The organism is Pseudomonas sp. B21-053 (genome assembly GCF_026016365.1).
Taxonomy (GTDB): Bacteria; Pseudomonadota; Gammaproteobacteria; order Pseudomonadales; family Pseudomonadaceae; genus Aquipseudomonas; species Aquipseudomonas nunensis.
In genome coordinates this window covers 4,705,102-4,728,222 of the sequence record NZ_CP087205.1, presented here as the reverse complement: position 1 = coordinate 4,728,222, position 23,121 = coordinate 4,705,102, and the positions used below count along the sequence as shown (strand labels likewise).

The window sequence follows — 23,121 nt, the reverse complement described above, 5'->3', positions numbered from 1 at the left end:
ACGGGGTGCCTTTTCGCACCTGTCCGTGCTATCGAGGAAAGCCCAATGAAAACTATCGCTACGGCGCTGTTAATCACGTCTTTACTGGTATTGGCCGGTTGCGACCAGGCCGAAAAGAGCGCCCAGCAACTGATGGGCAAGGCGGCCGAGACTGCCAAACAGGCGATCGACGACACCCATAAAGCCGCCGAACAGGCGATCAGCGATGCCACTGGCGGCCTGATCAGCAAGAAAGAACAACCGGCTGAAGACAAAGCGAAAAGTCAATCTTCGTCCCAGGAAATCTAAACCGTCTCAAGCGAGTCAGGACTGACCCATGGAATACCTTGTAGAACTAGCCGCCAGCCCCACCGCCTGGATTGCCCTGGCCACGTTGATCGTCATGGAAATCGTGCTCGGCATCGATAACCTGATCTTCATTTCGATCCTGACCAATAAACTGCCGGAGCAGCATCGGCAGAAAGCGCGCCGTATCGGTATCGGCATGGCGCTGATCATGCGCCTGGCGCTGTTGAGCACCATCGCGTTTATCGTCCAGTTGACCGAGCCGGTAATCGATATCCTCGGCCATGCCTTCTCCTGGAAGGACATGATCCTGATCGCCGGTGGCCTGTTCCTGTTGTGGAAGGCGACCACCGAAATCCATCACAGCATGGACCCGGCGCCGGGAGATCCGAAGTCGGCCACATCGGGCGTTACCCTGGGCTTTGCCGCCGCGATCGGGCAGATCCTGATGCTCGATATGGTGTTCTCGATCGACAGCATCATTACCGCTGTCGGCATGACCGAGCATTTGCCGATCATGATTATCGCGGTGGTGGTGTCGGTACTGGTGATGTTGCTGGCCGCTGATCCACTGGCCAAGTTCATCAACGAAAACCCGACCGTGGTGATGCTGGCCCTGGGCTTCCTGATCATGATCGGCATGACGCTGATCGCCGAAGGCTTCGGCGCCCACGTACCGAAAGGCTACGTCTACGCGGCCATGGCGTTCTCGGCAACGATCGAGGGGTTGAACATGATGTCCCGGCGGGCCAAGCAGAAGCGTATCGCTGCTGAAGCTTAACCGGCGTTAAACCAAACGGCCGCCTGCACTCGAAAGAGTCCAGGCGGCCGTTTTCGTTTACGGGCCGAAAAGGGTCGATCAGTGCGCGGTGGCGGGGCGGGTCACCGGATCGGCTTTTGCTTCGGGTGCCGATTGCACCGGGTGGTGATGGTGCCGGCGGGTGATACGCAGCACACCCCACAACATGGCGGCGGCCACGGCCAGCCAGCCGGAAATCAGCATTACGATTGTCATTGTCAGGCTCATCGGCGCCTCCTCTTTGCCCTGCATCGGGCACACGCTCTCTGCAAATGACAGTCTAGTCGCTGCTGTGTTTCAGGCTATTGACCAAAGGTCGCCTGTTACCAACCGGTTCGCTCTATCGAATGCAAACAACTGCCGGTTTAGGCTATACCGCTGTCGCGCGGCATCCTATGATCAGTGGCCAAGCCGGGGGCACGATTGCCTGGCGTCTGAACAAGAGAGTGATGATGGTGCGGGTATTTTCTCGAATTCGAACGGCTGCGTTGGTGGCGAGTTGCGTTGCGGCGTTGGCCGGTTGCGCCGGCAGTGTGGCGCCGGAGGTTCAGCGACTGCCGGAGCGCGTTGAGCTCAGCGGAACTTTCTACCGGGGCCAGGCCAATCAAAGCGGGCCTCAGGTGTTGGCCAGCATGCTGTCCCAGCAGGGCGTGGTGATTACGCCCGGCCTGCTGGAAAAACCCCTGCGCTTGCCAGGCGCCGAGGCGCAGCTGCAGCAAAACATGCAGAACCTGGCCCGTGAATACGGCATGGTGGTCTATCCGCTCGACAGCAATCTGCCGGCGTTGTTGACCCAGGTGGCGGCCGGTTATCCGGTGATGTTGCGTTTCACCGAAGGTTCGGCGTTCTGGGCCGAGCCGCGCTACGCGATCCTCGCCGGGTACAACCGGCAAAAGCAGACGGTGCTGTTACGTTCCGGGATGAACCGCCGGTTGTTGATGAGCTTCGGTTCGTTTGAGTCGTCGTTCAAGGATGCCGGCGGTTGGGCTGTGTTGATCCAGAAGCCGAACCAGCTTCCGGCCAAGGTCGACGAGCAGCGCTGGCTCAAGGCGGCCAGCGATCTGGGCCAGGCCGGCCAGGAGCAGGCAGCTGCCCGGGCGACCAAGGCGTTGAAGGCTCAGTAACTGTTTTCCTTGTAAGCGCTCCGTTCGTCATCTCCCGGGCACCGTCGCGTGCCCCAGGCCTCTGATGAGTAGGACCCGGATTTCTCCGGGTCAGACCCAAGGAGGCGTCCATGGCACATTCCAAGACTTCAGATGGCCCGCATTCGTCCGAGCATTCGTCCGGCGATGATCTGGGCTTCGATCCCGATTCGCCCGACCTTGCCGACCCACAGGTCGACCCCATCGGTCCTGCCAAGGCACCCCTGGATATCAAGCCGGGTGAGGATGACAAGAAACCGGCGAAGCCCTACGACCCGCTGGGCGATCTCAAACCCTGATGCGCAATGAGGTGGCTTATGTCTACCGATTCGAGTTTTGCCGATAAACGTCCGGACAGCGTGCCGACCACGCCCGAGGACGACATCGACCCGGTGCTGGACCCGGACAGCCCGCTGCGCGATCCATTGGCACGTCCAATGGTGGTGCCGGAGGAACATCCGCACGGCTGGAAAGATCCGAGTGCCGGCGACGGCATTCCAGATGACGACCAGATGCCTCTACCCAACGATTAATTCATTTGGCCACAATGCAAAAAGCCCCGATTGATCGGGGCTTTTTGCTTTTTGTTGCCGACTTATTTCGAGGCTTCAACCACGCCGCTCTGACGCTGCTTCAGGTTCTTCGCGGCTTTGTACTGCAAGGCCACCGACGGCGCAGTGGTGCTCTTGCCGGTTTCGACCCAACTGCGAATTCGGGTGGCGTCGGCAAAGTGCGTGTACTTGCCGAATGCATCGAGAATCACCAAAGCCACCGGGCGATTGCCCATGCTGGTCACCAGCACCAGGCAGTGGCCGGCTTCGTTGGTGAAGCCAGTCTTGGTGATTTTGATATCCCAATTGGGCTTGTTCACCAAATGATCGGTGTTGTGGAAACCCAGGGTGTAGTTGGGTTTACGGAACGCGACAGTGGTTTCCTTGGTGGTGGTCAGTTCGGTCAACAGCGGGTATTTGTGCGCGGCGATCAGCAGCTTGCTCAGGTCGCGGGCCGTCGACACGTTGCGCGGGGAAAGCCCTGTCGGTTCAACGAAATGCGTGTTGCTCATGCCCAGCGCCTTGGCTTTGGCGTTCATGGCTGCGATGAACGCGACATAACCGCCCGGGTAGTGGTGGGCGAGGGTGGCGGCAGCACGGTTTTCCGAGGACATCAATGCGATCAGCAGCATTTTCTTGCGCGGCAGTTCGCTATTGAGTTTGACCCGGGAGAACACGCCTTTCATTTCCGGCGTGTGGCTGATGTCGACGTTGATGTATTCATCCATGTTCTGGTGCGCTTCAACCACCACCAGGCCGGTCATCAATTTACTGACCGACGCGATGGGCACGACCACGTCCGGGTTGTTGGCATAAATAACTTTGTTGGTCTGCAAATCCATTAACAAAGCGCTGCCGGAAGCGATCTTCAGTTGTGACGCGTCTCGCGGTGCCGCGGTGGTTTCCGCAGCATGGGTCATTGGCGTGATAACAGTCCCTGTAAATGCAAAAAATAGACTCAGGATGGAAAGACGGATTTTCACGCGGGCGAACTCATTAGGGTGGATATGCCGTTTTGTTACGGGCTGTTTCTTAAAAACGACGCATTCTAGGAGTATGAGCTACGAAAGCGCTAGGCGCCCGTTTGGCGAGCGCTTTATATGAAGAAAATTTAATGTTTTTGGTGCTGGATTCAGTCGCCTTTATGCGTCTTTCTTGCGGTCCGGTTTGCGTTTGATCAGAGGCACCAGCATGGCAACATTCTGTTGATAGCGTTGGTATCGCTCCCCGAACATCTCCACCAGATCTTTCTCTTCAAGATAAGCCCCGATCAGGATGTAGATCGTGTTGAGCAGCGCGAACAAAAGATGTCCGACGGTCATGTCAGGCGTCGCCCAGAACACGATCAGAAACCCCAGGTACAAAGGGTGGCGGACCAGCTTGTAGAGCAAAGGGGTTTTGAACGTTGGGTTGTCGGGCCGGGCAGAGCGCCAGGCGCTGAGTGCCTGGGTGATGCCGAGCAATTCGAAATGACTGATCAGGAAGGTGGAAAGCACCACAACAAAACAGCCGAGCCAGAACACCGCCATAAGCAATCCGTGGCCCCATGTGGACGTCACGCTCCAGATGGGCGTTGCGATCGGTTGCCATAGCCAGAAGAGCAGGATGAGCACCAGGCACGTCGACAAGACATAGGTCGCGCGCTCGATAGGGGCGGGGATATGTGTAGTCCACCAACGTTTGAAACGCTGGCGGGCCATGCCACTGTGCTGGACGGCAAACAGCGTAATCAGCAAGGCGTCGACGATAACGGCCAGCGGCCAACTCAAGCCCTGTCCCGAGTTAATGTCCTTGGGCACACCGAGGCCGGAGAGAAAACCGATCAGGTAAAGCGCAGTGAGCAGGAACAGCAGGTAACTGCAGAGGCTATACAGCAGGCCCGCCAATTTTCCCGTGAGGGAACTCAGTTGATGTTCGGGTGTGGTGTTCGGCTTCATGGAGGACTCCTGGCGAAGGTGCCATTGGTATCCGGTTGCCCTGCTGGTGTCCGTAGGACGTTTATTCTTGTTTGTGTATTTTATTCTGAAAGTTCGCGGGCGGTTTGTCCTGACCTCAAAAACAACAAAGCCCCGCAATAGCGGGGCTCTGTTTGTGCAGTCAGCCAGTGAACTCAGCCGTGCAGGGTTTCCGCTGCGTACAGGGTGTTCTCCAGCAGGCAGGCGCGGGTCATCGGACCAACGCCGCCCGGGACCGGAGTGATCCAGCCAGCGCGGGGCAGGGCGGTTTCGTAGATCACGTCGCCGACCAGCTTGCCGTCTTCCTGACGGTTGATGCCGACGTCGATCACGATCGCGCCTTCCTTGATCCACTCACCCTTGACCAGGCCCGGCTTGCCGGCGGCCACGACCACCAGATCGGCACGGCCGACGTGACCGGCCAGATCCTTGGTGAAGCGGTGGGTGACGGTGACGGTGCAGCCAGCCAGCAGCAATTCCATCGCCATCGGGCGGCCAACAATGTTGGAGGCGCCGACAATCACCGCGTCCATCCCGTAGAGATCAGCCCCGGTGCTTTCCAGCAGGGTCATGATGCCTTTCGGGGTGCAAGGGCGCAGCAGGGGAATGCGTTGCGCCAGGCGCCCGACGTTATAAGGGTGGAAACCGTCGACGTCTTTATCCGGACGAATGCGCTCCAGCAATTTGGAGGCGTCCAGGTGAGCTGGCAAAGGCAGCTGAAGCAGAACGCCGTCAATAGACGGGTCGTCGTTCAGGCGATCGATCAGATCGGTCAGCGCTTCTTGAGTGGTTTCAGAAGGCAGGTCGTAGGCTTGCGACAGGAAGCCGACCTCTTCACAGTCTTTACGCTTGTGCGAGACATAAACCTGAGAGGCAGGATCGCTGCCGACCAGGATCACCGCGAGGCCGGGCGTGCGCAGACCTTGCTGGCGACGCTCGGCAACTCGTTTGGCGATCTGCTGGCGCAGGCTGGCGGCGATTGACTTGCCGTCGATTAGTTGTGCAGTCATTGCGCGTGATTAACCATCGAGAGGGGAAAAAAAGAGGGCGCATTCTCGCATGTCAGGCGGCAGGGGCAAAGGCGCTTGGTCTGCAAATTCCTCTAAGCCCTTTAATTAAATGAATTTTTTTTAAAAAGGATTTGACGGCCTCTGGGGCGCTCTATACTATTCGTCGCACTTGTCGGGCACAGCCTAGCACTGGATGAGAAGGTCAAGCGGGATTACGGTTCTGCAAGACTGGAAGCACTTAGTTTGTAGTCCTCCAAGAGTACAGATTAATAAGGCGCCCGTAGCTCAGCTGGATAGAGCATCCGCCTTCTAAGCGGATGGTCGCAGGTTCGAGTCCTGCCGGGTGCGCCATTAGGCAGCTTTGGCACAAGTAGCGCAATATGGTGGGCGTAGCTCAGTTGGTAGAGCACGGGATTGTGACTCCCGTTGTCGAGGGTTCGATCCCCTTCGTCCACCCCATATTTCGAAAGGCGCCAGATTAACAGTCTGGCGCCTTTGCTTTAACAGCTTCAAACGCGGATGTGGTGGAATTGGTAGACACACTGGATTTAGGTTCCAGCGCCGCAAGGTGTAAGAGTTCGAGTCTCTTCATCCGCACCAAATAAAGCTTCGCTCAGGCCGGTTGGCCTGATTGGGGTTTAGCAAGGGAAGTTTTTGGTTTCTTTGCACTGCAATATGGTGGGCGTAGCTCAGTTGGTAGAGCACGGGATTGTGACTCCCGTTGTCGAGGGTTCGATCCCCTTCGTCCACCCCATATTTCGAAAGGCGCCAGATTTAACAGTCTGGCGCCTTTTTTGTTTTAGCGGTTCGAGAGTTCAGCGACTGCATGTCCTGGGTCGCAGCGGTGGGGTGTTTCGTCGTATTTTTGTTTCTCGATGATGCCTCGCCGCCCGCCGGCCTTGCTTGCAAGACCGGTTGTCAGGGAGATGATTGGCAGCTTCTTCTATATATAGAAGAGGTGGTGCAGAGCCCTGGCTTGATTGGCTGTATTTGCTAACAGGGCGAGGCGCAACCGTTTGTCCCTCGCCTATAAATTGCCTGCTGCTTTTTTACCCGTTTTCAGTAGGGTGACTTCTTGAGTTTGACCCACTAGAATGCATGCCCTTGATTCTGGGGTCGGAAACGGCCGGCTAACGTCTGTGCAACGAGGAATATCCATGCAAGTTTCTGTTGAAAATACTTCTGCTCTTGAGCGCCGCATGAGCATCACCGTGCCGGCTGAGCGCATCGAGACTCAGGTCAACAAGCGTCTGCAGCAGACCGCCCAAAAGGCCAAGATTGCTGGCTTCCGTCCAGGCAAAGTGCCAATGAGTGAAATCAAGCGCCGTTTCGGTGCTGATGCACGTCAGGAAGCTGTTGGCGACGTGATCCAGTCCTCCTTCTACGAAGCTGTCGTTGAGCAGAAGCTGAACCCGGCTGGCGCTCCTTCGATCGAGCCTAAGTCGATTGAAGCTGGCAAAGATCTGGAATACGTCGCTATTTTCGAAGTGTTCCCGGAGTTCACCGTAGCCGGTTTCGACGGTATCACCGTTGAGCGCCTGAGCGCTGACGTGGCTGACGCTGATCTGGACAAGATGCTGGACGTGCTGCGCAAGCAGAACACCCGTTTTGAAGTGGCCGAACGCGCTGCCCAGAACGAAGACCAACTGAACATCGATTTCGTTGGCAAGGTTGACGGTGAAGTGTTCGCTGGCGGTTCCGCCAAAGGTACTCAGCTGGTTCTGGGTTCCGGCCGCATGATCCCTGGTTTCGAAGACGGTCTGGTTGGCGCTAAAGCCGGCGAAGAGCGCGTTCTGAACCTGACCTTCCCAGAGGACTACCAGAACCTCGACCTGGCCGGCAAAACCGCTGAGTTCACCGTGACTGTGAACACTGTTTCCGAGCCAAAACTGCCAGAGCTGAACGAAGAGTTCTTCGCTCAATTCGGCATCAAGGAAACCGGTCTGGAAGGCTTCCGCACCGAAGTTCGCAAGAACATGGAGCGCGAACTGCGTCAGGCGATCAAATCCAAGGTCAAGAATCAGGTAATGGACGGTCTGCTGACCACCAACCCGATCGAAGTGCCTAAGGCTCTGCTGTCCAACGAAGTTGACCGTCTGCGCGTGCAGGCTGTTCAACAGTTCGGCGGCAACATCAAGCCTGACCAACTGCCGGCCGAGCTGTTCGAAGAACAAGCCAAGCGTCGCGTTGTACTGGGTCTGATCGTGGCTGAAGTGGTCAAGCAATTCGACCTCAAGCCTGACGAAGCCCGCGTTCGCGAAATGATTCAGGAAATGGCTTCGGCCTACCAAGAGCCTGAGCAGGTTGTGTCCTGGTACTACAAGAACGACCAGCAACTGAACGAAGTTCGTTCGGTTGTGCTGGAAGAACAAGTTGTGGATACTGTTCTGCAGAAAGCTAGCGTGACCGACAAGTCGGTCTCTTACGAAGAAGCAGTCAAGCCGGTAGAAGCTCCACAAGCCGACTGATCGTTTCTTGCGGTAAGAAGTAATCACCATAAGCCAGCCTTCGTGCTGGCTTATGCGTATTCAAGACATAACTATTTGGGAGTGACTGCAGAGCATGTTCCGTAATTCGTATATTCAGCAGAACTCTGATATCCAGGCCGCAGGCGGCCTGGTCCCGATGGTTGTCGAGCAGTCCGCTCGTGGCGAGCGCGCCTACGACATCTATTCGCGCCTTCTCAAGGAGCGAGTGATCTTTCTGGTTGGCCCGGTAGAGGACTACATGGCTAACCTGATTTGTGCGCAACTGCTGTTCCTTGAAGCGGAAAACCCGGACAAGGACATCCATCTCTATATCAACTCCCCGGGCGGTTCGGTGACAGCAGGCATGTCGATCTACGACACCATGCAGTTCATCAAACCCAACGTATCGACCACCTGTATCGGCCAGGCGTGCAGCATGGGCGCTTTCCTGTTGACGGCCGGTGCCCCCGGCAAGCGTTTCTGCCTGCCGAACTCGCGTGTGATGATTCACCAGCCATTGGGCGGTTTCCAGGGCCAGGCGTCGGATATCGAAATCCATGCCAAGGAAATCCTCTTCATTCGTGAGCGTCTCAACACGCTGATGGCCAAGCACAGCGGGCACACTCTTGAAGAAATCGAGCGCGACACCAACCGCGATAACTTCATGAGCGCAGAAGCCGCGCGTGAATACGGCTTGATCGATGAAGTGATCAGCCAGCGCCCCGCTTAAATTAAGCAGCTCAAAATAGGCTTGGTCGGCTGCTCCGATCACTAGCGGGCTTGAAAAAGCCCGCAATAGCCTTCATCTTGTGTTGCAAGCCTATCGGATTTGGATCGAACGAATGACTGACACCCGCAACGGCGAGGACAACGGCAAGCTGCTCTATTGCTCCTTCTGTGGCAAAAGCCAGCATGAAGTGCGCAAATTGATTGCCGGCCCCTCGGTCTTTATTTGCGACGAGTGCGTCGACCTGTGCAATGACATCATCCGAGAGGAGGTGCAGGAAGCCCAGGCCGAGAGCAGCGCGCATAAATTGCCATCGCCTAAAGAAATCAGCGGCATCCTTGATCAGTACGTGATTGGTCAGGAACGTGCGAAAAAGGTTCTGGCCGTAGCGGTATACAACCACTACAAGCGTCTGAACCAGCGTGACAAAAAGAATGACGACGTCGAACTCGGCAAAAGCAACATCTTGCTGATCGGCCCGACAGGCTCGGGTAAAACCCTGCTTGCCGAAACACTGGCCCGCTTGCTGAACGTTCCGTTCACCATCGCCGACGCAACCACCCTCACCGAGGCGGGTTATGTAGGTGAAGATGTCGAGAACATCATTCAGAAGCTGCTGCAGAAGTGCGATTACGACGTAGAAAAAGCCCAGATGGGCATTGTCTACATCGATGAGATCGACAAGATCTCGCGCAAGTCTGACAACCCGTCGATCACCCGGGACGTTTCCGGTGAAGGCGTGCAGCAGGCCCTGCTCAAGTTGATCGAAGGCACGGTCGCTTCCGTTCCGCCGCAAGGTGGTCGCAAGCATCCGCAGCAGGAATTCCTTCAGGTCGACACCCGTAACATCCTGTTCATCTGCGGTGGTGCTTTCTCCGGTCTGGAAAAAGTTATTCAAAACCGTTCCACCAAAGGTGGCATCGGTTTCAACGCAGAAGTTCGCAGCAAGGAAGAAGGCAAGAAAGTTGGTGAATCCCTGCGTGAAGTCGAGCCTGACGATCTGGTCAAGTTCGGTCTGATCCCGGAATTCGTCGGTCGTCTGCCGGTCCTCGCTACGCTGGACGAGCTTGATGAAGCTGCTTTGATGCAGATCCTCACCGAGCCGAAAAATGCTCTGACCAAGCAGTACGCCAAGCTGTTCGAGATGGAAGGCGTGGACCTGGAATTCCGGGCCGACGCACTGAAATCGGTCGCTAAACGTGCCCTGGAACGTAAAACCGGTGCCCGTGGTCTGCGCTCGATTCTCGAAGGTGTATTGCTCGACACTATGTATGAAATCCCCTCGCAGTCCGAGGTGAGCAAAGTAGTGATCGATGAAAGCGTTATCGAAGGCAAGTCCAAGCCACTGTATATCTACGAAAACAGTGAGCCGACAGCCAAGGCCGCGCCAGACGCTTAAGCGTCACGCTGCTGGAACAAAGAAGGGGCCTTCGGGCCCCTTTTCTTTTAAAGCGTTTTTAACACCCTCTTTGCGCTTGTTTTTTTTGAAAGCAGCCCCCATCTTGGTTTCAAGCTTACTTCCATCTGTTTACGGCCTTATGGCCGCCGTAGAGGCGAAATCATGAAGACAACCATCGAATTGCCTCTCCTGCCATTGCGTGATGTCGTGGTTTATCCGCACATGGTTATCCCGCTGTTCGTGGGGCGCGAGAAATCCATCGAAGCCCTCGAGGCAGCGATGACGGGCGACAAGCAGATCCTTCTGCTGGCTCAGAGAAACCCTGCTGACGACGATCCCGGTGAAGAAGCACTTTATCGCGTAGGTACCATCGCAACCGTTCTGCAACTGCTCAAGCTGCCTGACGGCACCGTCAAGGTTCTGGTCGAAGGCGAGCAGCGGGGCGCCGTGGAGCGCTTCAGCGAAGTGGACGGCCACCTGCGTGCCGAAGTGTCGCTGATCGACGAAGTCGACGCGCCTGAGCGCGAGTCGGAAGTCTTCGTTCGCAGCCTGCTGGCTCAGTTCGAACAATATGTGCAGCTGGGCAAGAAAGTCCCGGCTGAAGTCCTGTCGTCGCTCAACAGCATCGACGAACCAGGTCGTCTGGTCGACACCATGGCCGCGCACATGGCCCTGAAGATCGAGCAGAAGCAGGAAATTCTCGAAATCATCGATTTGTCGGCCCGGGTCGAGCACGTCCTGGCGCTGCTGGATGCCGAGATCGATCTGCTGCAAGTCGAAAAACGCATTCGCGGTCGCGTCAAAAAACAAATGGAGCGCAGTCAGCGCGAGTACTACCTGAATGAGCAGATGAAGGCCATTCAGAAAGAACTCGGCGACAGCGAGGAAGGCCACAACGAAATCGAAGAGCTGAAAAAGCGCATCGATGCCGCTGGCCTGCCGAAAGATGCCTTGGCCAAGGCCCAGGGCGAACTGAACAAGCTGAAACAAATGTCGCCAATGTCCGCGGAAGCGACGGTGGTGCGTTCGTACATCGACTGGTTGGTTCAGGTGCCGTGGAAGGCTCAGAGCAAAGTGCGTCTGGACCTTGCCCGCGCCGAAGATATTCTCGACGCCGACCACTATGGTCTGGACGAAGTCAAAGAACGCATCCTCGAATACCTCGCCGTGCAAAAGCGCGTGAAGAAAATTCGTGGTCCGGTGTTGTGCCTCGTCGGTCCTCCTGGGGTGGGTAAAACCTCCTTGGCGGAGTCGATTGCTCACGCCACCAACCGCAAATTCGTACGTATGGCCCTCGGTGGCGTGCGCGATGAAGCGGAAATTCGTGGTCATCGCCGTACTTACATCGGTTCGATGCCAGGAAGATTGATTCAAAAGATGACAAAGGTGGGCGTCCGCAACCCGCTGTTCCTGCTCGATGAAATCGACAAAATGGGCAGCGACATGCGTGGTGATCCGGCGTCGGCGTTGCTGGAAGTGCTCGATCCAGAGCAGAACCACAACTTCAACGATCACTATCTGGAAGTCGACTACGACCTGTCCGATGTGATGTTCCTTTGCACCTCCAACTCCATGAACATCCCGCCGGCGCTGCTGGACCGGATGGAAGTGATTCGTCTGCCGGGCTACACCGAAGACGAGAAGATCAACATCGCCGTCAAGTACCTCTCGCCGAAGCAGATTGCTGCCAACGGCTTGAAGAAAGGCGAGCTGGAATTCGACGCCGAAGCGATCCGCGACATCATCCGCTACTACACCCGCGAAGCCGGTGTACGGGGGCTTGAGCGCCAGATTGCCAAGGTTTGCCGCAAGACGGTCAAAGAGCACGCACTGGAAAAACGCTTCTCGGTGAAGGTCACCGCAGACATGCTGGAACACTTCCTGGGTGTGCGCAAATTCCGTTACGGCCTGGCTGAATCCCAGGATCAGATCGGTCAGGTGACCGGCCTGGCGTGGACTCAGGTGGGCGGAGAATTGCTGACCATCGAAGCCGCTGTCGTACCGGGCAAAGGCCAGTTGATCAAGACCGGTTCGCTTGGGGATGTGATGGTCGAATCGATCACCGCCGCCCTGACCGTGGTCCGCAGCCGTGCCAAGAGCCTGGGGATTCCCCTGGACTTCCACGAGAAGCGCGACACGCACATCCATATGCCGGAAGGGGCGACCCCGAAGGACGGCCCTAGCGCCGGTGTAGGCATGTGCACGGCCCTGGTGTCAGCATTGACCGGGATTCCTGTACGCGCAGACGTCGCCATGACGGGCGAAATCACCTTGCGTGGCCAGGTGCTGGCGATCGGTGGTTTGAAGGAAAAATTGCTGGCGGCTCACCGTGGCGGGATCAAGACTGTGATCATTCCTGAAGAGAACGTACGCGATCTGAAGGAAATTCCTGACAATATTAAGCAAGATCTGCAGATTAAACCGGTTAAATGGATTGACGAGGTCCTGCAAATTGCGCTGCAATACGCGCCGGAGCCCTTGCCGGATGTGGCTCCGGAGATAGTTGCAAAGGATGAAAAACGCGAGTCTGACTCTAAGGAAAGAATTAGCACGCATTAGTACGCATTTGCCTGGGGGGCTTCCTTGACAGTTTTTTAGAGCCCTTGTTATAAAGCGGCTCTTAAGTGTCTGTAGGCCATTCAGCACTCGTTTTTGCTTTCACCAAAAAACTTAGAATCATACTCAAATAGATATAAGGGGACTTAGAGTGAACAAGTCGGAACTGATTGATGCTATCGCTGCATCCGCTGATATCCCGAAAGCTGCTGCTGGCCGTGCGCTGGACGCTGTAATCGAATCCGTCACTGGCGCTCTCAAGGCTGGCGACTCTGTTGTTCTGGTTGGTTTCGGTACGTTCTCCGTGACTGATCGTCCAGCTCGCATCGGTCGTAACCCACAGACTGGTAAGACACTGGAAATCGCAGCTGCTAAAAAACCAGGTTTCAAAGCCGGTAAAGCACTGAAAGAAGCTGTCAACTAAGTTTGATTCAGGTTTTTGCCTATCCGGGTCGGGGTCATGCCTGACCTGGCAGCGGAGCGGTAGTCCAGCCAACAACTCGTTGATCTGAGACACCGAGGGTCGCAAGTTCGAACCCTCGGTCCGCTCCGCCAGTTACGAGAAGGCGCATCCCCGGATGCGCCTTTCTTCTATCCGGATTCTACCCACGCTCCACGGTTGCCTAATTTTGAAGTTCAACCGTTTCTGGGGGACGCATGCTGCAGAATATCAGGGACAATTCACAAGGCTGGATTGCCAAGACCATTATCGGGGTCATCGTTGCACTGATGGCTTTGACCGGTTTCGACGCCATTTTCAAGGCCACGACGCACAGCAATGATGCGGCCAAGGTCAACGGCGAAGAAATCAGCCAGAACGAGCTAAGCCAGGCCGTCGATATGCAACGCCGTCAGCTGATGCAACAGCTGGGCAAGGATTTCGATGCCTCCTTGCTTGACGAAAAAATGCTGCGCGAATCGGCCCTCAAAGGCCTGATCGATCGCAAACTGCTGCTGCAAGGCGCAGAAAAATCGAAATTCGCTTTCTCCGAAGCCGCTTTGGACCAGGTGATCCTGCAGACGCCTGAATTCCAGGTTGACGGCAAGTTCAGCCCTGAGCGTTTCGACCAGGTGATCCGTCAGCTGGGCTACAGCCGTATGCAATTCCGCCAGATGCTGGCTCAGGAAATGCTGATCGGTCAGCTGCGTGCTGGTCTGGCCGGCAGCGGTTTTGTCACCGATGCACAGGTTCTGGCCTTCGCCCGTCTGGAAAAACAGACCCGCGATTTCGCCACCCTGAACATCAAGGCTGACCCGGCGGCAGTGAAACTGACCGACGATGAGGTCAAGGCTTACTACGACGAACACGCCAAGGAATTCATGACGCCGGATCAGGTGGTCATCGATTACCTGGAATTGAAGAAGTCTTCCTTCTTCGATCAGGTCACCGTCAAGGACGAAGACCTGCAAGAGGCTTATCAGAAAGAAACCGCCAACCTGGCTGAACAACGCCGGGCTGCGCATATTCTGATCGAAGTGAACGACAAGGTGAGCGAGGCGCAAGCCAAGGCCAAGATCGAAGAAGTGCAGGCGCGCCTGGCCAAAGGCGAGAAGTTCGAGGCGTTGGCCAAGGAATTCTCCCAGGACCCGGGTTCGGCGAGCAACGGCGGTGACCTCGGTTACGCCGGTCCTGGCGTCTACGATCCAGCGTTTGAAAAAGCCCTGTATTCGTTGACCAAGGATCAAGTGTCGGAGCCAATCCGCACTGACTTCGGTTTCCACCTGATCAAGCTGTTGGGTGTTGAAGCGCCGGAAGTTCCGACGTTTGCCAGCCTCAAAGCCAAGCTGACCCGTGAGGCGAAAACCCAGCAGGTCGAGCAGCGTTTCGTCGAGGCGACCAAGCAACTGGAAGACTCGTCGTTCGAAGCGTCCGATCTGGCTCAGCCAGCACAAGACTTGAAGCTGACCGTCCACACTTCCGCGCCGTTCGGCCGTGAGGGTGGCGAAGGTGTTGCGGCCAACCGTGCCGTGGTCACTGCCGCGTTCAGTCCTGAAGTGCTGGATGAAGGTGCCAACAGCACCGCGATCGAGCTCGATCCGGAAACCGTGATCGTGTTGCGCGCCAAGGAGCACTTGAAGCCTTCGCAGTTGCCACTCGAAAGCGTTGCCGCCAGCATCCGTACGCAATTGTCCAAGGAGCACGCGAGTGCTGCCGCCAAGACCAAGGCTGATGAGTTGATCGCTAGCCTGCGCGATGGCAAGACACCGCTGGACAAGGCGATTGACGGCCAGAACTGGAAAGTTGCTGCTGCCGCCACTCGCTCGCAGGAAGGGGTTGACCCAACCGTGCTGCAAGCGCTGTTCCGCATGCCCAAGCCTGCCGCCAAGGACAAGCCGACATTCAGCAGCGTGACCCTGGCCGATGGTAGCCTGGTGATCGTGCGCCTGAACGGCGTGAACGAAGCCGCAGCACCGACCGATGAAGAGAAGGCTCAATACCGTCGCTTCCTCGCGTCGCGCATTGGCCAGCAAGACTTTGCGGCCTACCGCAAGCAGCTGGAAGGCGAGGCTGAGATCAAGCGTTATTGATCGCTGATTGAGTTTCGCGCTACACAAGAACCCCGGTCGAAAGGCCGGGGTTTTTTGTGGGAGAAGCAAAATACTGCCCCGATTCATCGGGAATTCACGAAGATGTGCGACTTTTCCCACATATAACGGTCAACACACCTGTAACCGTTTTAAGACACTAATCGATGCGCACCTAAGCATCGATCTGTTGCACAATACGCCCCGGACCGTTTTCTCTCAGGATGTTCAATGTTTAGATCAATTCCCATGCGTGTTGTAGGGCTGGCACTGGTGCTGGCTGTCGCTGCCGGTTGTTCGTCGAAAAAAGCCGCCATCTATGAGCATGAGAACTTCGACGATTCCGGGACGTTTTCGCGCAGCTATCCGGTAACCGATGCCCAGACCTGCGAAGCCGCTCGTCGTGCCTTGCTCAGCCAGGGCTACATCATCACCAGCAGCGATCCGAAACTGGTCAGCGGGCACAAGAGCTTCCAGCAAACCGGCGAGACCCACATGGAGATCAGCTTCAGTGTGGTCTGTGCCGATGATGGTTCCGAAGGGCACCACGCGACCATGTTTGCCAACGCCTTGCAGGATCGCTACGCGCTGAAGAAGACCAACAACTCCGCCAGCCTCGGGGTCGGCGTGTTGGGTTCGGTGTCGATGCCGATCGGCTCGTCCGATGACTCGATGGTCAAGGTCGCCAGCGAAACCGTGTCCTCGGCCAAGTTCTACGAGCGTTTCTTTACCCTGGTGGAATTGTTCCTGCCGGCGGAAGCGAAGAAAGCGGCGCACATCGTCGAGAAGCCGAAAACCGACCTGGGTGTGCCTGAAGCCAAGGCTGCACCGGCGGCACTCGCGCCAACCCCGGCACCTGCCGCAGAACCTGTAGCGGCTCCAGCTCCAGCTCCGGCACCTGCTGAAACCGTTCCGGCACCAGCTGAAGCGGCTCCAGTCAGTTCGGAGCCGGTTGCTCCGCCACCGGAAGCTGCACCGATCGCTCCTGCTCAAACGTCCGAACCGGCTCCAGCCACCGAGACCATCACGCCGCCGTCGCATCCAGATAACATGCCCCCGCCAAGCGAGCCCATCCCGGCCCAGTAAACGATCCTGGCGTTACGGGCGCGTGTCAGACGGCACGCCGCCCGTAACGAGCATCAAGCCTGATCCACGTCAAACCAGGTCGTTTTCCTACGGCCTGTATCGAAAAAATCCTGTGATAAATTCCTGACCACCTGCTACGTTTTATTGAGTAGCGGCAGAGTGTCGTGTGAACGTCATTTTTCTTTCACGCGGGCACTTTATGCTCAAGGCGCTGGTCATTTGATCAGGCCATTTTTAATGAGTGAAAGGGGGAGCATCACAATGGACGATTATCAAGAAGAGTTGCTCGAGTATTCGGCGTTTGAACTGGATCCGCTGGAACCAGCCGAAGACGCTACCGAGCTTTAAGGCTTTACGCGGATTGGCGATGACTGCGGCGGTATTCGCCGGGAGTCTGGCCGTTCCAGCGCTTGAAGGCGCGTTGAAAGGCTTCGGCTGAGGCAAAGCCCAGCAGATAGGCGATTTCCCCGAACGCCAGTTCGGTATCGCGAATGTAGGTCATGGCCAGGTCGCGGCGAGTGTCGTTGAGAATTGCACGAAATTGCGTGCCTTCCTCGGCGAGTTTGCGACGCAGGGTCCAGGTCGGCAGCTTCAGGCGTGCCGCCACTTCTTCCAGGTCGGGTTCCCGGCCGCCATTGAGCAACGGCCCCAGCAACTGAGTGACCCGTTCACGCAGGCTGCGGGTGCGTGTCAGCTGCTCCAGTTCCCGTTCACACAATTGCAGCAAGTGCTTCCAGGTGCTCGGGCAGTGCTGCGGATTGCGCTGGGCGAGGCTGGCCAGGCTCAGGCGCAGTTGATTGTTTTCGGCGCCAAATTGGATCGGACAATCAAACCCGTTGTAGGCATCTCTATAGTGCGGTTCGTCGAATTCGATCTCGATGCGTTCGGCGCGCAGCGGGGTAGGGCTCAGGCTGGATAATTGCTGCAACCAGCCGGCGATGATCGAGTCCACCACAAAGCGGTTGTAAGCGTTGTAGGGGCTGATGGAATAGAACCGCAGCCACGCGCCCTTGGCGTCTTCGTGAAAACTCGACTGGCCGCGATAGTTGGAACCGTATAGCGCTTCGAAGCGGATCAGGCAGCGCGCCGCTTCCCGTACCGTCGGCGCCTGGGCGGCGGTGACGCCAGCCAGACCGGCCTGGCTCAAGCGACTGAGCTGGCCCATGCGCAAGCCCAGCGCCGGTTCGCCGGTCAGCTGGATTGCGCCGTGCCCCAGGCGCATGTAACGCGGGATCGACAGTCGTGCGCAGGCTTCACCGAGGCGGGCGGCGTCGAGGCCGTACTGGTCGAGCAAGGGTTGAGGATCGGCGCCATGGCTGCGCACGGCATCGGCCAGGCTGTGAACGAAGCCCACCGACAAATCCCCGAGGCGCATCGGCTGCGGCTTCATGGTTTACAACCAGAGGTTCAGCAAGCGTGCGCCACGGGTATCGCCGTCGGCGGAATGCTGACCGTTGCTGCTGAGAAAACTCTGCCCGGCGCTGCCCTTGTCCCAGAACTGCCCGCGCAGGAACACGCTCATGCCGGCAATCGCCTGGCTGCTGGGTGGCTGGGCGATCAGCGTCAGGCGATGCCAGGCCTGGCCTTCGCTGAGCTCACCGGCCTTGAGACTGACGGAACCGGGTGTCGACGCGCCTTTATAACCGCGCCACGGTTTGTCCCACGTGCCGTGCCCGACCACGAATGCAGGGACTGCCACCAGTTGCGCGCCCTGTTCGTCGAGTTTGCGGTAGTTGTCCGGGTACCAGCTGTCGCTGCCGATCAGAATCCCCAGGCGCCCGGCCGGGGTGTCGATCACGTTGACGGTGTGCTCGGTGTTGGCGGCGAGAGTGTCCTGTTCATCGAAGATTGGGTGCATCTGCCGTTGCGGCTGGCCGATCGGCAAACCGTCGCGACCGAACACCACACTGCTGTTGTACAACGCACCGCGACCGATTTTCAGGTTGCCATCGATGACGCTGGGCTCAGGCAACACAATGGAACCGGCCACCAGAGTGACGTGGAACTCTTTCGCCAACCCACCGAACAGTGCCTGGTAATCCTTGGCCATGCTCTTGGCCTTCATGCGCAGGTGGGCGTCATCGAGACGATTGGTGCCCTTGGCGCTGACCAGGGCGCGAACGAACTGCAACGGATTGCTCGCCGCCAGCCAGTTCATCGCTTCCTTGAGCGTGCTGGCCTGGTACAGCTCATCTTTCTCACCGCTGACCATCAACCATGTGCCGACATGTTCAGGCAGCACGACGATGGTTTTTTCGTTCAGCAGGCCCTGGTCCTGGGCTTTTTGCAGATAGGCCGCGAGCTTGCGGTGCAGGCGCTCGGGGCTTTGGTAGTCGGTGGGGAACAGCTCGGGCTGGATGCCCAGCAGGTTGCCGCGATCGGCCGGGGTGCCTTGATCGACCGCCAGATTGATCCGCAGGTCCGACAGGTAATGACCCACCGGACGGTCTGCGGCCCACATCGCGTAGGTCGTAAGGGCGGCGACCAGCGCCATGGAAAAGGTCAGGTACAGAAGTTTGCGCATGGGAAAGCAGTCAACAGCCGTGTGCAGGATTCGTCGACTAGGGTAGGGCGCCCGTTGGCGCTTGCCAAGGGGCGCTGCGCATTTGGATCAATAAGTTGTCAGTTTGGGTCATTGAGTGACAGCGGTGCGACTCTTAGTCTGTGGCACATGACTGACGGGGGCCAAAGAGCTCCTGCACTTTTTCCGTGATCGCTCGATGTGGAGTTACCGATGGCCGCCGCTCATTACCCGCACCTGTTGGCCCCGCTGGACCTGGGTTTTACCACGCTGCGCAACCGCACCCTGATGGGCTCGATGCACACCGGTCTGGAAGAGAAGCCCGGTGGTTTCGAGCGCATGGCGGCGTACTTTGCCGAACGTGCCCGAGGCGGCGTTGGCCTGATGGTCACTGGCGGCATTGGTCCAAACGATGAGGGCGGCGTGTATTCCGGTGCGGCTAAACTCACCACCGAAGAAGAAGCGCTCAAGCACCAGATCGTAACCCGCGCGGTGCACGAGGCGGGCGGCAAGATCTGCATGCAGATTCTCCACGCCGGTCGTTATGCCTATAGCCCGAAACAGGTGGCGCCGAGCGCGATCCAGGCGCCGATCAACCCGTTCAAGCCTAAAGAGCTGGACGAGGAAGGCATCGAGAAGCAGATCAACGATTTCGTGACCTGCTCGGTGCTGGCGCAAACCGCCGAGTACGACGGCGTCGAGATCATGGGTTCCGAAGGTTATTTCATTAACCAGTTCCTCGCGGCCCACACCAACCACCGCACCGACCGTTGGGGCGGCAGCTACGAAAACCGCATGCGCCTGCCGGTGGAAATCGTCCGTCGCGTCCGCGAAGCAGTCGGTCCAAACTTCATCATTATTTTCCGTCTGTCGATGCTCGATCTGGTTGAAGGCGGCAGCAGTTGGGAAGAAATCGTCACCCTGGCCAAAGCCATCGAGCAGGCCGGCGCGACGATCATCAACACCGGCATCGGCTGGCACGAAGCGCGAATTCCGACCATCGCCACCAAAGTGCCGCGTGCGGCGTTCAGTAAAGTGACGGCCAAACTGCGCGGTTCGGTGAGCATTCCGTTGATCACCACCAACCGCATCAACACCCCGGAAATCGCCGAGCAGATCCTGGCTGAAGGCGATGCCGACATGGTCTCGATGGCGCGGCCATTCCTCGCCGATTCGGATTTCGTCAACAAAGCCGCTGCGGGGCGTGCCGATGAAATCAACACCTGCATCGGCTGCAACCAGGCCTGCCTCGACCACACTTTCGGCGGCAAGCTGACCAGTTGCCTGGTCAACCCGCGCGCCTGCCATGAAACCGAGCTCAACTATCTGCCGGTGCAACAGATCAAGAAAATCGCCGTGGTCGGTGCCGGGCCTGCGGGCCTGTCCGCTGCGACCGTGGCCGCCGAGCGCGGGCATTCGGTGACGTTGTTCGATTCGGCCAGCGAAATCGGCGGCCAGTTCAATATCGCCAAGCGCGTGCCGGGCAAGGAAGAATTCTTCGAAACCCTGCGTTACTTCAACCGCAAGTTGCAGACCACCAACGTCGAGGTCTGCCTGAACACCCGCGTCGATGTGGCGCAATTGGTGGCCGGCGGTTACGACGAGATCATCCTCGCCACCGGCATCGCGCCGCGCACCCCGGCGATTCCGGGTGTCGAGAATGCCAAGGTGCTGAGCTACCTCGATGTGATCCTGGAGCGCAAACCCGTCGGTAAACGCGTAGCGGTGATCGGCGCTGGCGGTATCGGTTTCGACGTCTCGGAGTTCCTGGTTCACGAAGGCGTGGCCACCAGTCTTGATCGCGCGGCGTTTTGGAAAGAGTGGGGCATCGACACGCACCTTGAGGCTCGCGGCGGCGTGGCCGGGATCAAGGCGCAGGTCCATGCACCGGCTCGCGAAGTGTTCCTGCTGCAACGCAAGACCTCCAAGGTCGGCGACGGCTTGGGCAAGACCACCGGCTGGATTCACCGCACCGGTCTGAAGAATAAAAAAGTGCAGATGCTCAACAGCGTCGAATACCTGAAGATCGACGACGAAGGCCTGCACATCCGCATCGGCGAAACCGGCGAGCCACAAGTGCTGGCGGTGGACAACATTGTCATCTGCGCCGGGCAGGACCCGCTGCGTGAGTTGCAGGATGGTCTGGTCGCGGCCGGGCAGAACGTGCATTTGATTGGCGGCGCGGACGTGGCGGCGGAGCTGGATGCGAAGCGCGCGATCAACCAAGGGTCGCGGTTGGCGGCTGAGTTGTAATAGGCAGGTCAATTCTGCCAATGGCTTTCGCGAGCAAGCTTTGCTCCTACACGGTTGAGGTCATCCTCCTGTAGGAGCAAGGCTTGCCCGCGAAGGCGTCCTGTCTGCTGCTAAGATGCCGGCTCTATCCCCAGAGCCGGCCTCAATGCTACTCCCTCCCAACGACTGGCTCCCCCAAGCCCCGCTGCAATCCCTGCACCTGGACTGGCTCACCACCGCCGATATCCAGCTCGCGATCCTGCGTCTGGACCTGATCGACCCACTGATCAGCGGCAACAAGTGGTTCAAACTCATCGAACACCTCAACGCCGCCAATCGGGCCGGTGCCGACGGCATCATTAGTCTCGGCGGTGCTCACTCCAACCATTTGCACGCCTTGGCCGCTGCGGGTAAGCGGCTGGGCTTCAAAACTGTCGGCCTGCTACGCGGTCATCCACAAGACACCCCGACCGTGCAGGATTTGCACGACTTCGGCATGCAGCTGCATTGGCTCGGTTACGCCGGATATCGCGCGCGGCATGAACCGGATTTCTGGCAACCCTGGCAGGCGCTATACCCGACGCTGCAAGCGGTGCCGGAAGGGGGAGGCGGTTTGCGTGGCGCTCAGGGCTGCATGCAACTGAAGGATCTGGTCCGTGCGCAATTGCAGGGATTGGGCTGGAATGACTATGACGGTTGGTGGCTGGCCTGCGGGACCGGCACCACTCTCGCGGGACTGGTGCTAGCCGAGGCGGGCGCGCATCCGGTTTACGGCGCGTTGGCCGTGCCGGACGATCATGGTTTGGCGCAGCAGGTTGAAGAGATTGTGCGCGAGGGCGGGCTGTCGGACCCGGCGTATGAACTGTTCGACGCCAGTCGCGGCGGGTTTGCCAAGGTTGATCCGCTGTTGCTTGAGTTTATCGAGCAAACCGAACAGGCCAGCGGCGTCCCCCTGGAACCGTTGTACACCGGCAAGGCGTTGCTGGGGCTCAAGCAGCAAGTCGAAGCCGGAAGATTTCCTAAGAGTACGCGGCTGATCTTCATCCACACCGGTGGCTTGCAGGGCCGCCGCGGCTTCAACTGACACCGCAGATTCCCCCTGTGGGAGCGGGCTTGCTCGCGAAAGCGGTGTGTCAGTCAGCACAAGTATCGACTGACCCGACGCCTTCGCGAGCAAGCCCGCTCCCACAAGGGGTTTTGTGTTGGCTTCAGGTATTGCGACTGACCCGCTTCGGCATCATTCGCAACAGCGTGTTATCCCCCACCACATAATGGTGATAAAGCCCGGCCACCGCGTGCAGGCCGATCAGCCAATAGCCGATGGTGCCGCCGAGTTCATGCCAGCCCTGAATCCGCTTGGCCAGCACCTTGTCTTCAGAGACCAGCAACGGCAGGTCAAACCCGTAGAACATCACCTGATGTCCCTTGGCGCTGGTCACCAGCCAGCCAAGCATTGGCATGGCGATCATGAACAGGTACAACGCCCAGTGCATCAACTTGGCCAACGTGGTTTGCCAATGCGGCGAAGCGGGGAAGATCTGCGGCGCCGGGCCCAGGCTGCGGGCGAACAGGCGCAGCCACACCAGCACAAACACCGTCAGGCCCAACATGAAGTGCGATTCAGTGATCAGGGTGCGACCACCACTGCCTTTGGGAAAGATCCCGCGAAATTCGATGCAGGCGTAAACCAGGATCAGCAGCACCAGCATCAGCCAGTGCAACGCGATCGACACCGTGCTGTAACGTGAGTCGGAATTCTTCCAGGGCATACGGGGCTCTCCACAGGTCAATGCTCGAAGTGCCGTTCTTGTGCGGCGCTGTGCTTTAACTGTAAGCCTGTTTTGCCGGATTTGCCTTCCTGCTG

At 58.0% G+C, this 23,121-nt stretch carries 21 protein-coding genes and 4 tRNA genes; 18 read left to right on the top strand and 7 right to left on the bottom strand.

The window, feature by feature from the left end:
* Positions 1-45: 45 nt before the first annotated feature.
* A complete protein-coding gene (locus LOY68_RS21205) occupies positions 46-288 on the top strand; it encodes a hypothetical protein (RefSeq protein ID WP_054053861.1) in 243 nt (80 codons plus the stop codon).
* 28 nt (positions 289-316) lie between these two features.
* Complete coding sequence (locus tag LOY68_RS21200) at positions 317-1,066, top strand: TerC family protein (RefSeq protein WP_163913636.1); 750 nt, start codon at positions 317-319, stop codon at positions 1,064-1,066.
* A 78-nt stretch (positions 1,067-1,144) separates the two neighbouring features.
* On the opposite strand, the gene LOY68_RS21195 is transcribed toward LOY68_RS21200, so the two are convergent.
* Complete coding sequence (locus tag LOY68_RS21195) at positions 1,145-1,336, bottom strand: hypothetical protein (protein ID WP_163913638.1); 192 nt, start codon at positions 1,334-1,336, stop codon at positions 1,145-1,147.
* A gap of 143 nt (positions 1,337-1,479) precedes the next feature.
* On the opposite strand from LOY68_RS21195, the gene LOY68_RS21190 reads away from it, so the two are divergent.
* The 3 genes from LOY68_RS21190 to LOY68_RS21180 all read left to right on the top strand — a co-directional run bounded on the left by LOY68_RS21190 (position 1,480) and on the right by LOY68_RS21180 (position 2,759).
* Positions 1,480-2,208, top strand: coding sequence for a peptidase C39 family protein (locus LOY68_RS21190; RefSeq protein WP_163913639.1), 729 nt, complete (start codon positions 1,480-1,482; stop codon positions 2,206-2,208).
* A 110-nt stretch (positions 2,209-2,318) separates the two neighbouring features.
* Entirely contained in the window at positions 2,319-2,525 is a 207-nt protein-coding gene (locus LOY68_RS21185) for a DUF6021 family protein (RefSeq protein ID WP_163913641.1), read from the top strand.
* Between the two features lie 18 nt (positions 2,526-2,543).
* Positions 2,544-2,759, top strand: coding sequence for a hypothetical protein (locus tag LOY68_RS21180; protein WP_163913643.1), 216 nt, complete (start codon positions 2,544-2,546; stop codon positions 2,757-2,759).
* Between the two features lie 62 nt (positions 2,760-2,821).
* On the opposite strand, the gene pbpG is transcribed toward LOY68_RS21180, so the two are convergent.
* The 3 genes from pbpG to folD form a co-directional block, all read right to left on the bottom strand.
* On the bottom strand, positions 2,822-3,760 hold the full coding sequence (gene pbpG / locus LOY68_RS21175; protein ID WP_054053851.1) for a D-alanyl-D-alanine endopeptidase: 939 nt from the start codon (positions 3,758-3,760) through the stop codon (positions 2,822-2,824).
* A gap of 159 nt (positions 3,761-3,919) precedes the next feature.
* Positions 3,920-4,714, bottom strand: a complete 795-nt coding sequence (mddA, locus tag LOY68_RS21170; RefSeq protein ID WP_265039684.1) for a methanethiol S-methyltransferase — start codon at positions 4,712-4,714, stop codon at positions 3,920-3,922.
* 173 nt (positions 4,715-4,887) lie between these two features.
* Positions 4,888-5,742 carry a bifunctional methylenetetrahydrofolate dehydrogenase/methenyltetrahydrofolate cyclohydrolase FolD gene (folD, locus tag LOY68_RS21165; RefSeq protein WP_054053847.1) on the bottom strand — a complete coding sequence of 285 codons (855 nt, stop codon included), beginning with the start codon at positions 5,740-5,742 and terminating at the stop codon, positions 4,888-4,890.
* A gap of 274 nt (positions 5,743-6,016) precedes the next feature.
* Here folD and LOY68_RS21160 point away from each other — a divergent pair.
* The 11 genes from LOY68_RS21160 (at position 6,017) to LOY68_RS21110 (ending at position 16,504) form a co-directional block, all read left to right on the top strand.
* Positions 6,017-6,093: transfer RNA gene (locus LOY68_RS21160), tRNA-Arg, on the top strand.
* 32 nt (positions 6,094-6,125) lie between these two features.
* A tRNA-His gene (locus tag LOY68_RS21155) sits at positions 6,126-6,201 on the top strand.
* Between the two features lie 56 nt (positions 6,202-6,257).
* Positions 6,258-6,342, top strand: a tRNA-Leu gene (locus tag LOY68_RS21150).
* 78 nt (positions 6,343-6,420) lie between these two features.
* Positions 6,421-6,496: transfer RNA gene (locus tag LOY68_RS21145), tRNA-His, on the top strand.
* A gap of 403 nt (positions 6,497-6,899) precedes the next feature.
* The gene (gene tig, locus LOY68_RS21140; protein WP_054053845.1) at positions 6,900-8,210 is read left to right on the top strand and encodes a trigger factor; all 1,311 of its coding nucleotides are present in this window, start codon (positions 6,900-6,902) and stop codon (positions 8,208-8,210) included.
* Between the two features lie 94 nt (positions 8,211-8,304).
* Positions 8,305-8,940 carry an ATP-dependent Clp endopeptidase proteolytic subunit ClpP gene (gene clpP / locus LOY68_RS21135; protein WP_054053844.1) on the top strand — a complete coding sequence of 212 codons (636 nt, stop codon included), beginning with the start codon at positions 8,305-8,307 and terminating at the stop codon, positions 8,938-8,940.
* Positions 8,941-9,052: 112 nt separating this feature from the next.
* Positions 9,053-10,336 carry an ATP-dependent Clp protease ATP-binding subunit ClpX gene (gene clpX, locus LOY68_RS21130; protein WP_007901798.1) on the top strand — a complete coding sequence of 428 codons (1,284 nt, stop codon included), beginning with the start codon at positions 9,053-9,055 and terminating at the stop codon, positions 10,334-10,336.
* A 162-nt stretch (positions 10,337-10,498) separates the two neighbouring features.
* Entirely contained in the window at positions 10,499-12,895 is a 2,397-nt protein-coding gene (lon, locus tag LOY68_RS21125) for an endopeptidase La (RefSeq protein ID WP_054053842.1), read from the top strand.
* Positions 12,896-13,043: 148 nt separating this feature from the next.
* Entirely contained in the window at positions 13,044-13,316 is a 273-nt protein-coding gene (locus LOY68_RS21120) for an HU family DNA-binding protein (RefSeq protein WP_002552737.1), read from the top strand.
* A gap of 233 nt (positions 13,317-13,549) precedes the next feature.
* On the top strand, positions 13,550-15,421 hold the full coding sequence (locus tag LOY68_RS21115; protein ID WP_265039574.1) for a SurA N-terminal domain-containing protein: 1,872 nt from the start codon (positions 13,550-13,552) through the stop codon (positions 15,419-15,421).
* Positions 15,422-15,649: 228 nt separating this feature from the next.
* A complete protein-coding gene (locus LOY68_RS21110) occupies positions 15,650-16,504 on the top strand; it encodes a DUF2242 domain-containing protein (RefSeq protein ID WP_265039572.1) in 855 nt (284 codons plus the stop codon).
* Between the two features lie 352 nt (positions 16,505-16,856).
* Here the strand turns inward: LOY68_RS21110 and LOY68_RS21105 are convergent, their stop codons facing one another.
* Together LOY68_RS21105 and LOY68_RS21100 are read right to left on the bottom strand one after the other, a co-directional pair.
* Positions 16,857-17,894 carry an AraC family transcriptional regulator gene (locus LOY68_RS21105; RefSeq protein ID WP_265039570.1) on the bottom strand — a complete coding sequence of 346 codons (1,038 nt, stop codon included), beginning with the start codon at positions 17,892-17,894 and terminating at the stop codon, positions 16,857-16,859.
* A 3-nt stretch (positions 17,895-17,897) separates the two neighbouring features.
* Positions 17,898-19,028 carry a carbon-nitrogen hydrolase family protein gene (locus LOY68_RS21100; protein WP_265039568.1) on the bottom strand — a complete coding sequence of 377 codons (1,131 nt, stop codon included), beginning with the start codon at positions 19,026-19,028 and terminating at the stop codon, positions 17,898-17,900.
* Between the two features lie 210 nt (positions 19,029-19,238).
* Here LOY68_RS21100 and LOY68_RS21095 point away from each other — a divergent pair, with 210 nt between their 5' ends.
* Together LOY68_RS21095 and LOY68_RS21090 are read left to right on the top strand one after the other, a co-directional pair.
* Positions 19,239-21,278 carry an FAD-dependent oxidoreductase gene (locus tag LOY68_RS21095; RefSeq protein ID WP_265039566.1) on the top strand — a complete coding sequence of 680 codons (2,040 nt, stop codon included), beginning with the start codon at positions 19,239-19,241 and terminating at the stop codon, positions 21,276-21,278.
* Positions 21,279-21,423: 145 nt separating this feature from the next.
* Complete coding sequence (locus tag LOY68_RS21090) at positions 21,424-22,341, top strand: 1-aminocyclopropane-1-carboxylate deaminase/D-cysteine desulfhydrase (protein WP_265039564.1); 918 nt, start codon at positions 21,424-21,426, stop codon at positions 22,339-22,341.
* A gap of 124 nt (positions 22,342-22,465) precedes the next feature.
* Here LOY68_RS21090 and LOY68_RS21085 read toward each other — a convergent pair whose 3' ends face one another.
* The gene (locus LOY68_RS21085; RefSeq protein ID WP_163913658.1) at positions 22,466-23,026 is read right to left on the bottom strand and encodes a cytochrome b; all 561 of its coding nucleotides are present in this window, start codon (positions 23,024-23,026) and stop codon (positions 22,466-22,468) included.
* Positions 23,027-23,121 lie beyond the last annotated feature (95 nt).

Coding starts and splice junctions, on each gene's coding strand:
- LOY68_RS21205 (WP_054053861.1), top strand. CDS start 46: ATGAAAACTATCGCTACGGCGCTGTTAATCACGTCTTTACTGGTATTG.
- LOY68_RS21200 (WP_163913636.1), top strand. CDS start 317: ATGGAATACCTTGTAGAACTAGCCGCCAGCCCCACCGCCTGGATTGCC.
- LOY68_RS21195 (WP_163913638.1), bottom strand. CDS start 1,336: ATGCAGGGCAAAGAGGAGGCGCCGATGAGCCTGACAATGACAATCGTA.
- LOY68_RS21190 (WP_163913639.1), top strand. CDS start 1,480: ATGATCAGTGGCCAAGCCGGGGGCACGATTGCCTGGCGTCTGAACAAG.
- LOY68_RS21185 (WP_163913641.1), top strand. CDS start 2,319: ATGGCACATTCCAAGACTTCAGATGGCCCGCATTCGTCCGAGCATTCG.
- LOY68_RS21180 (WP_163913643.1), top strand. CDS start 2,544: ATGTCTACCGATTCGAGTTTTGCCGATAAACGTCCGGACAGCGTGCCG.
- mddA (WP_265039684.1), bottom strand. CDS start 4,714: ATGAAGCCGAACACCACACCCGAACATCAACTGAGTTCCCTCACGGGA.
- folD (WP_054053847.1), bottom strand. CDS start 5,742: ATGACTGCACAACTAATCGACGGCAAGTCAATCGCCGCCAGCCTGCGC.
- tig (WP_054053845.1), top strand. CDS start 6,900: ATGCAAGTTTCTGTTGAAAATACTTCTGCTCTTGAGCGCCGCATGAGC.
- clpP (WP_054053844.1), top strand. CDS start 8,305: ATGTTCCGTAATTCGTATATTCAGCAGAACTCTGATATCCAGGCCGCA.
- clpX (WP_007901798.1), top strand. CDS start 9,053: ATGACTGACACCCGCAACGGCGAGGACAACGGCAAGCTGCTCTATTGC.
- lon (WP_054053842.1), top strand. CDS start 10,499: ATGAAGACAACCATCGAATTGCCTCTCCTGCCATTGCGTGATGTCGTG.
- LOY68_RS21115 (WP_265039574.1), top strand. CDS start 13,550: ATGCTGCAGAATATCAGGGACAATTCACAAGGCTGGATTGCCAAGACC.
- LOY68_RS21110 (WP_265039572.1), top strand. CDS start 15,650: ATGTTTAGATCAATTCCCATGCGTGTTGTAGGGCTGGCACTGGTGCTG.
- LOY68_RS21105 (WP_265039570.1), bottom strand. CDS start 17,894: ATGAAGCCGCAGCCGATGCGCCTCGGGGATTTGTCGGTGGGCTTCGTT.
- LOY68_RS21100 (WP_265039568.1), bottom strand. CDS start 19,028: ATGCGCAAACTTCTGTACCTGACCTTTTCCATGGCGCTGGTCGCCGCC.
- LOY68_RS21095 (WP_265039566.1), top strand. CDS start 19,239: ATGGCCGCCGCTCATTACCCGCACCTGTTGGCCCCGCTGGACCTGGGT.
- LOY68_RS21090 (WP_265039564.1), top strand. CDS start 21,424: ATGCTACTCCCTCCCAACGACTGGCTCCCCCAAGCCCCGCTGCAATCC.
- LOY68_RS21085 (WP_163913658.1), bottom strand. CDS start 23,026: ATGCCCTGGAAGAATTCCGACTCACGTTACAGCACGGTGTCGATCGCG.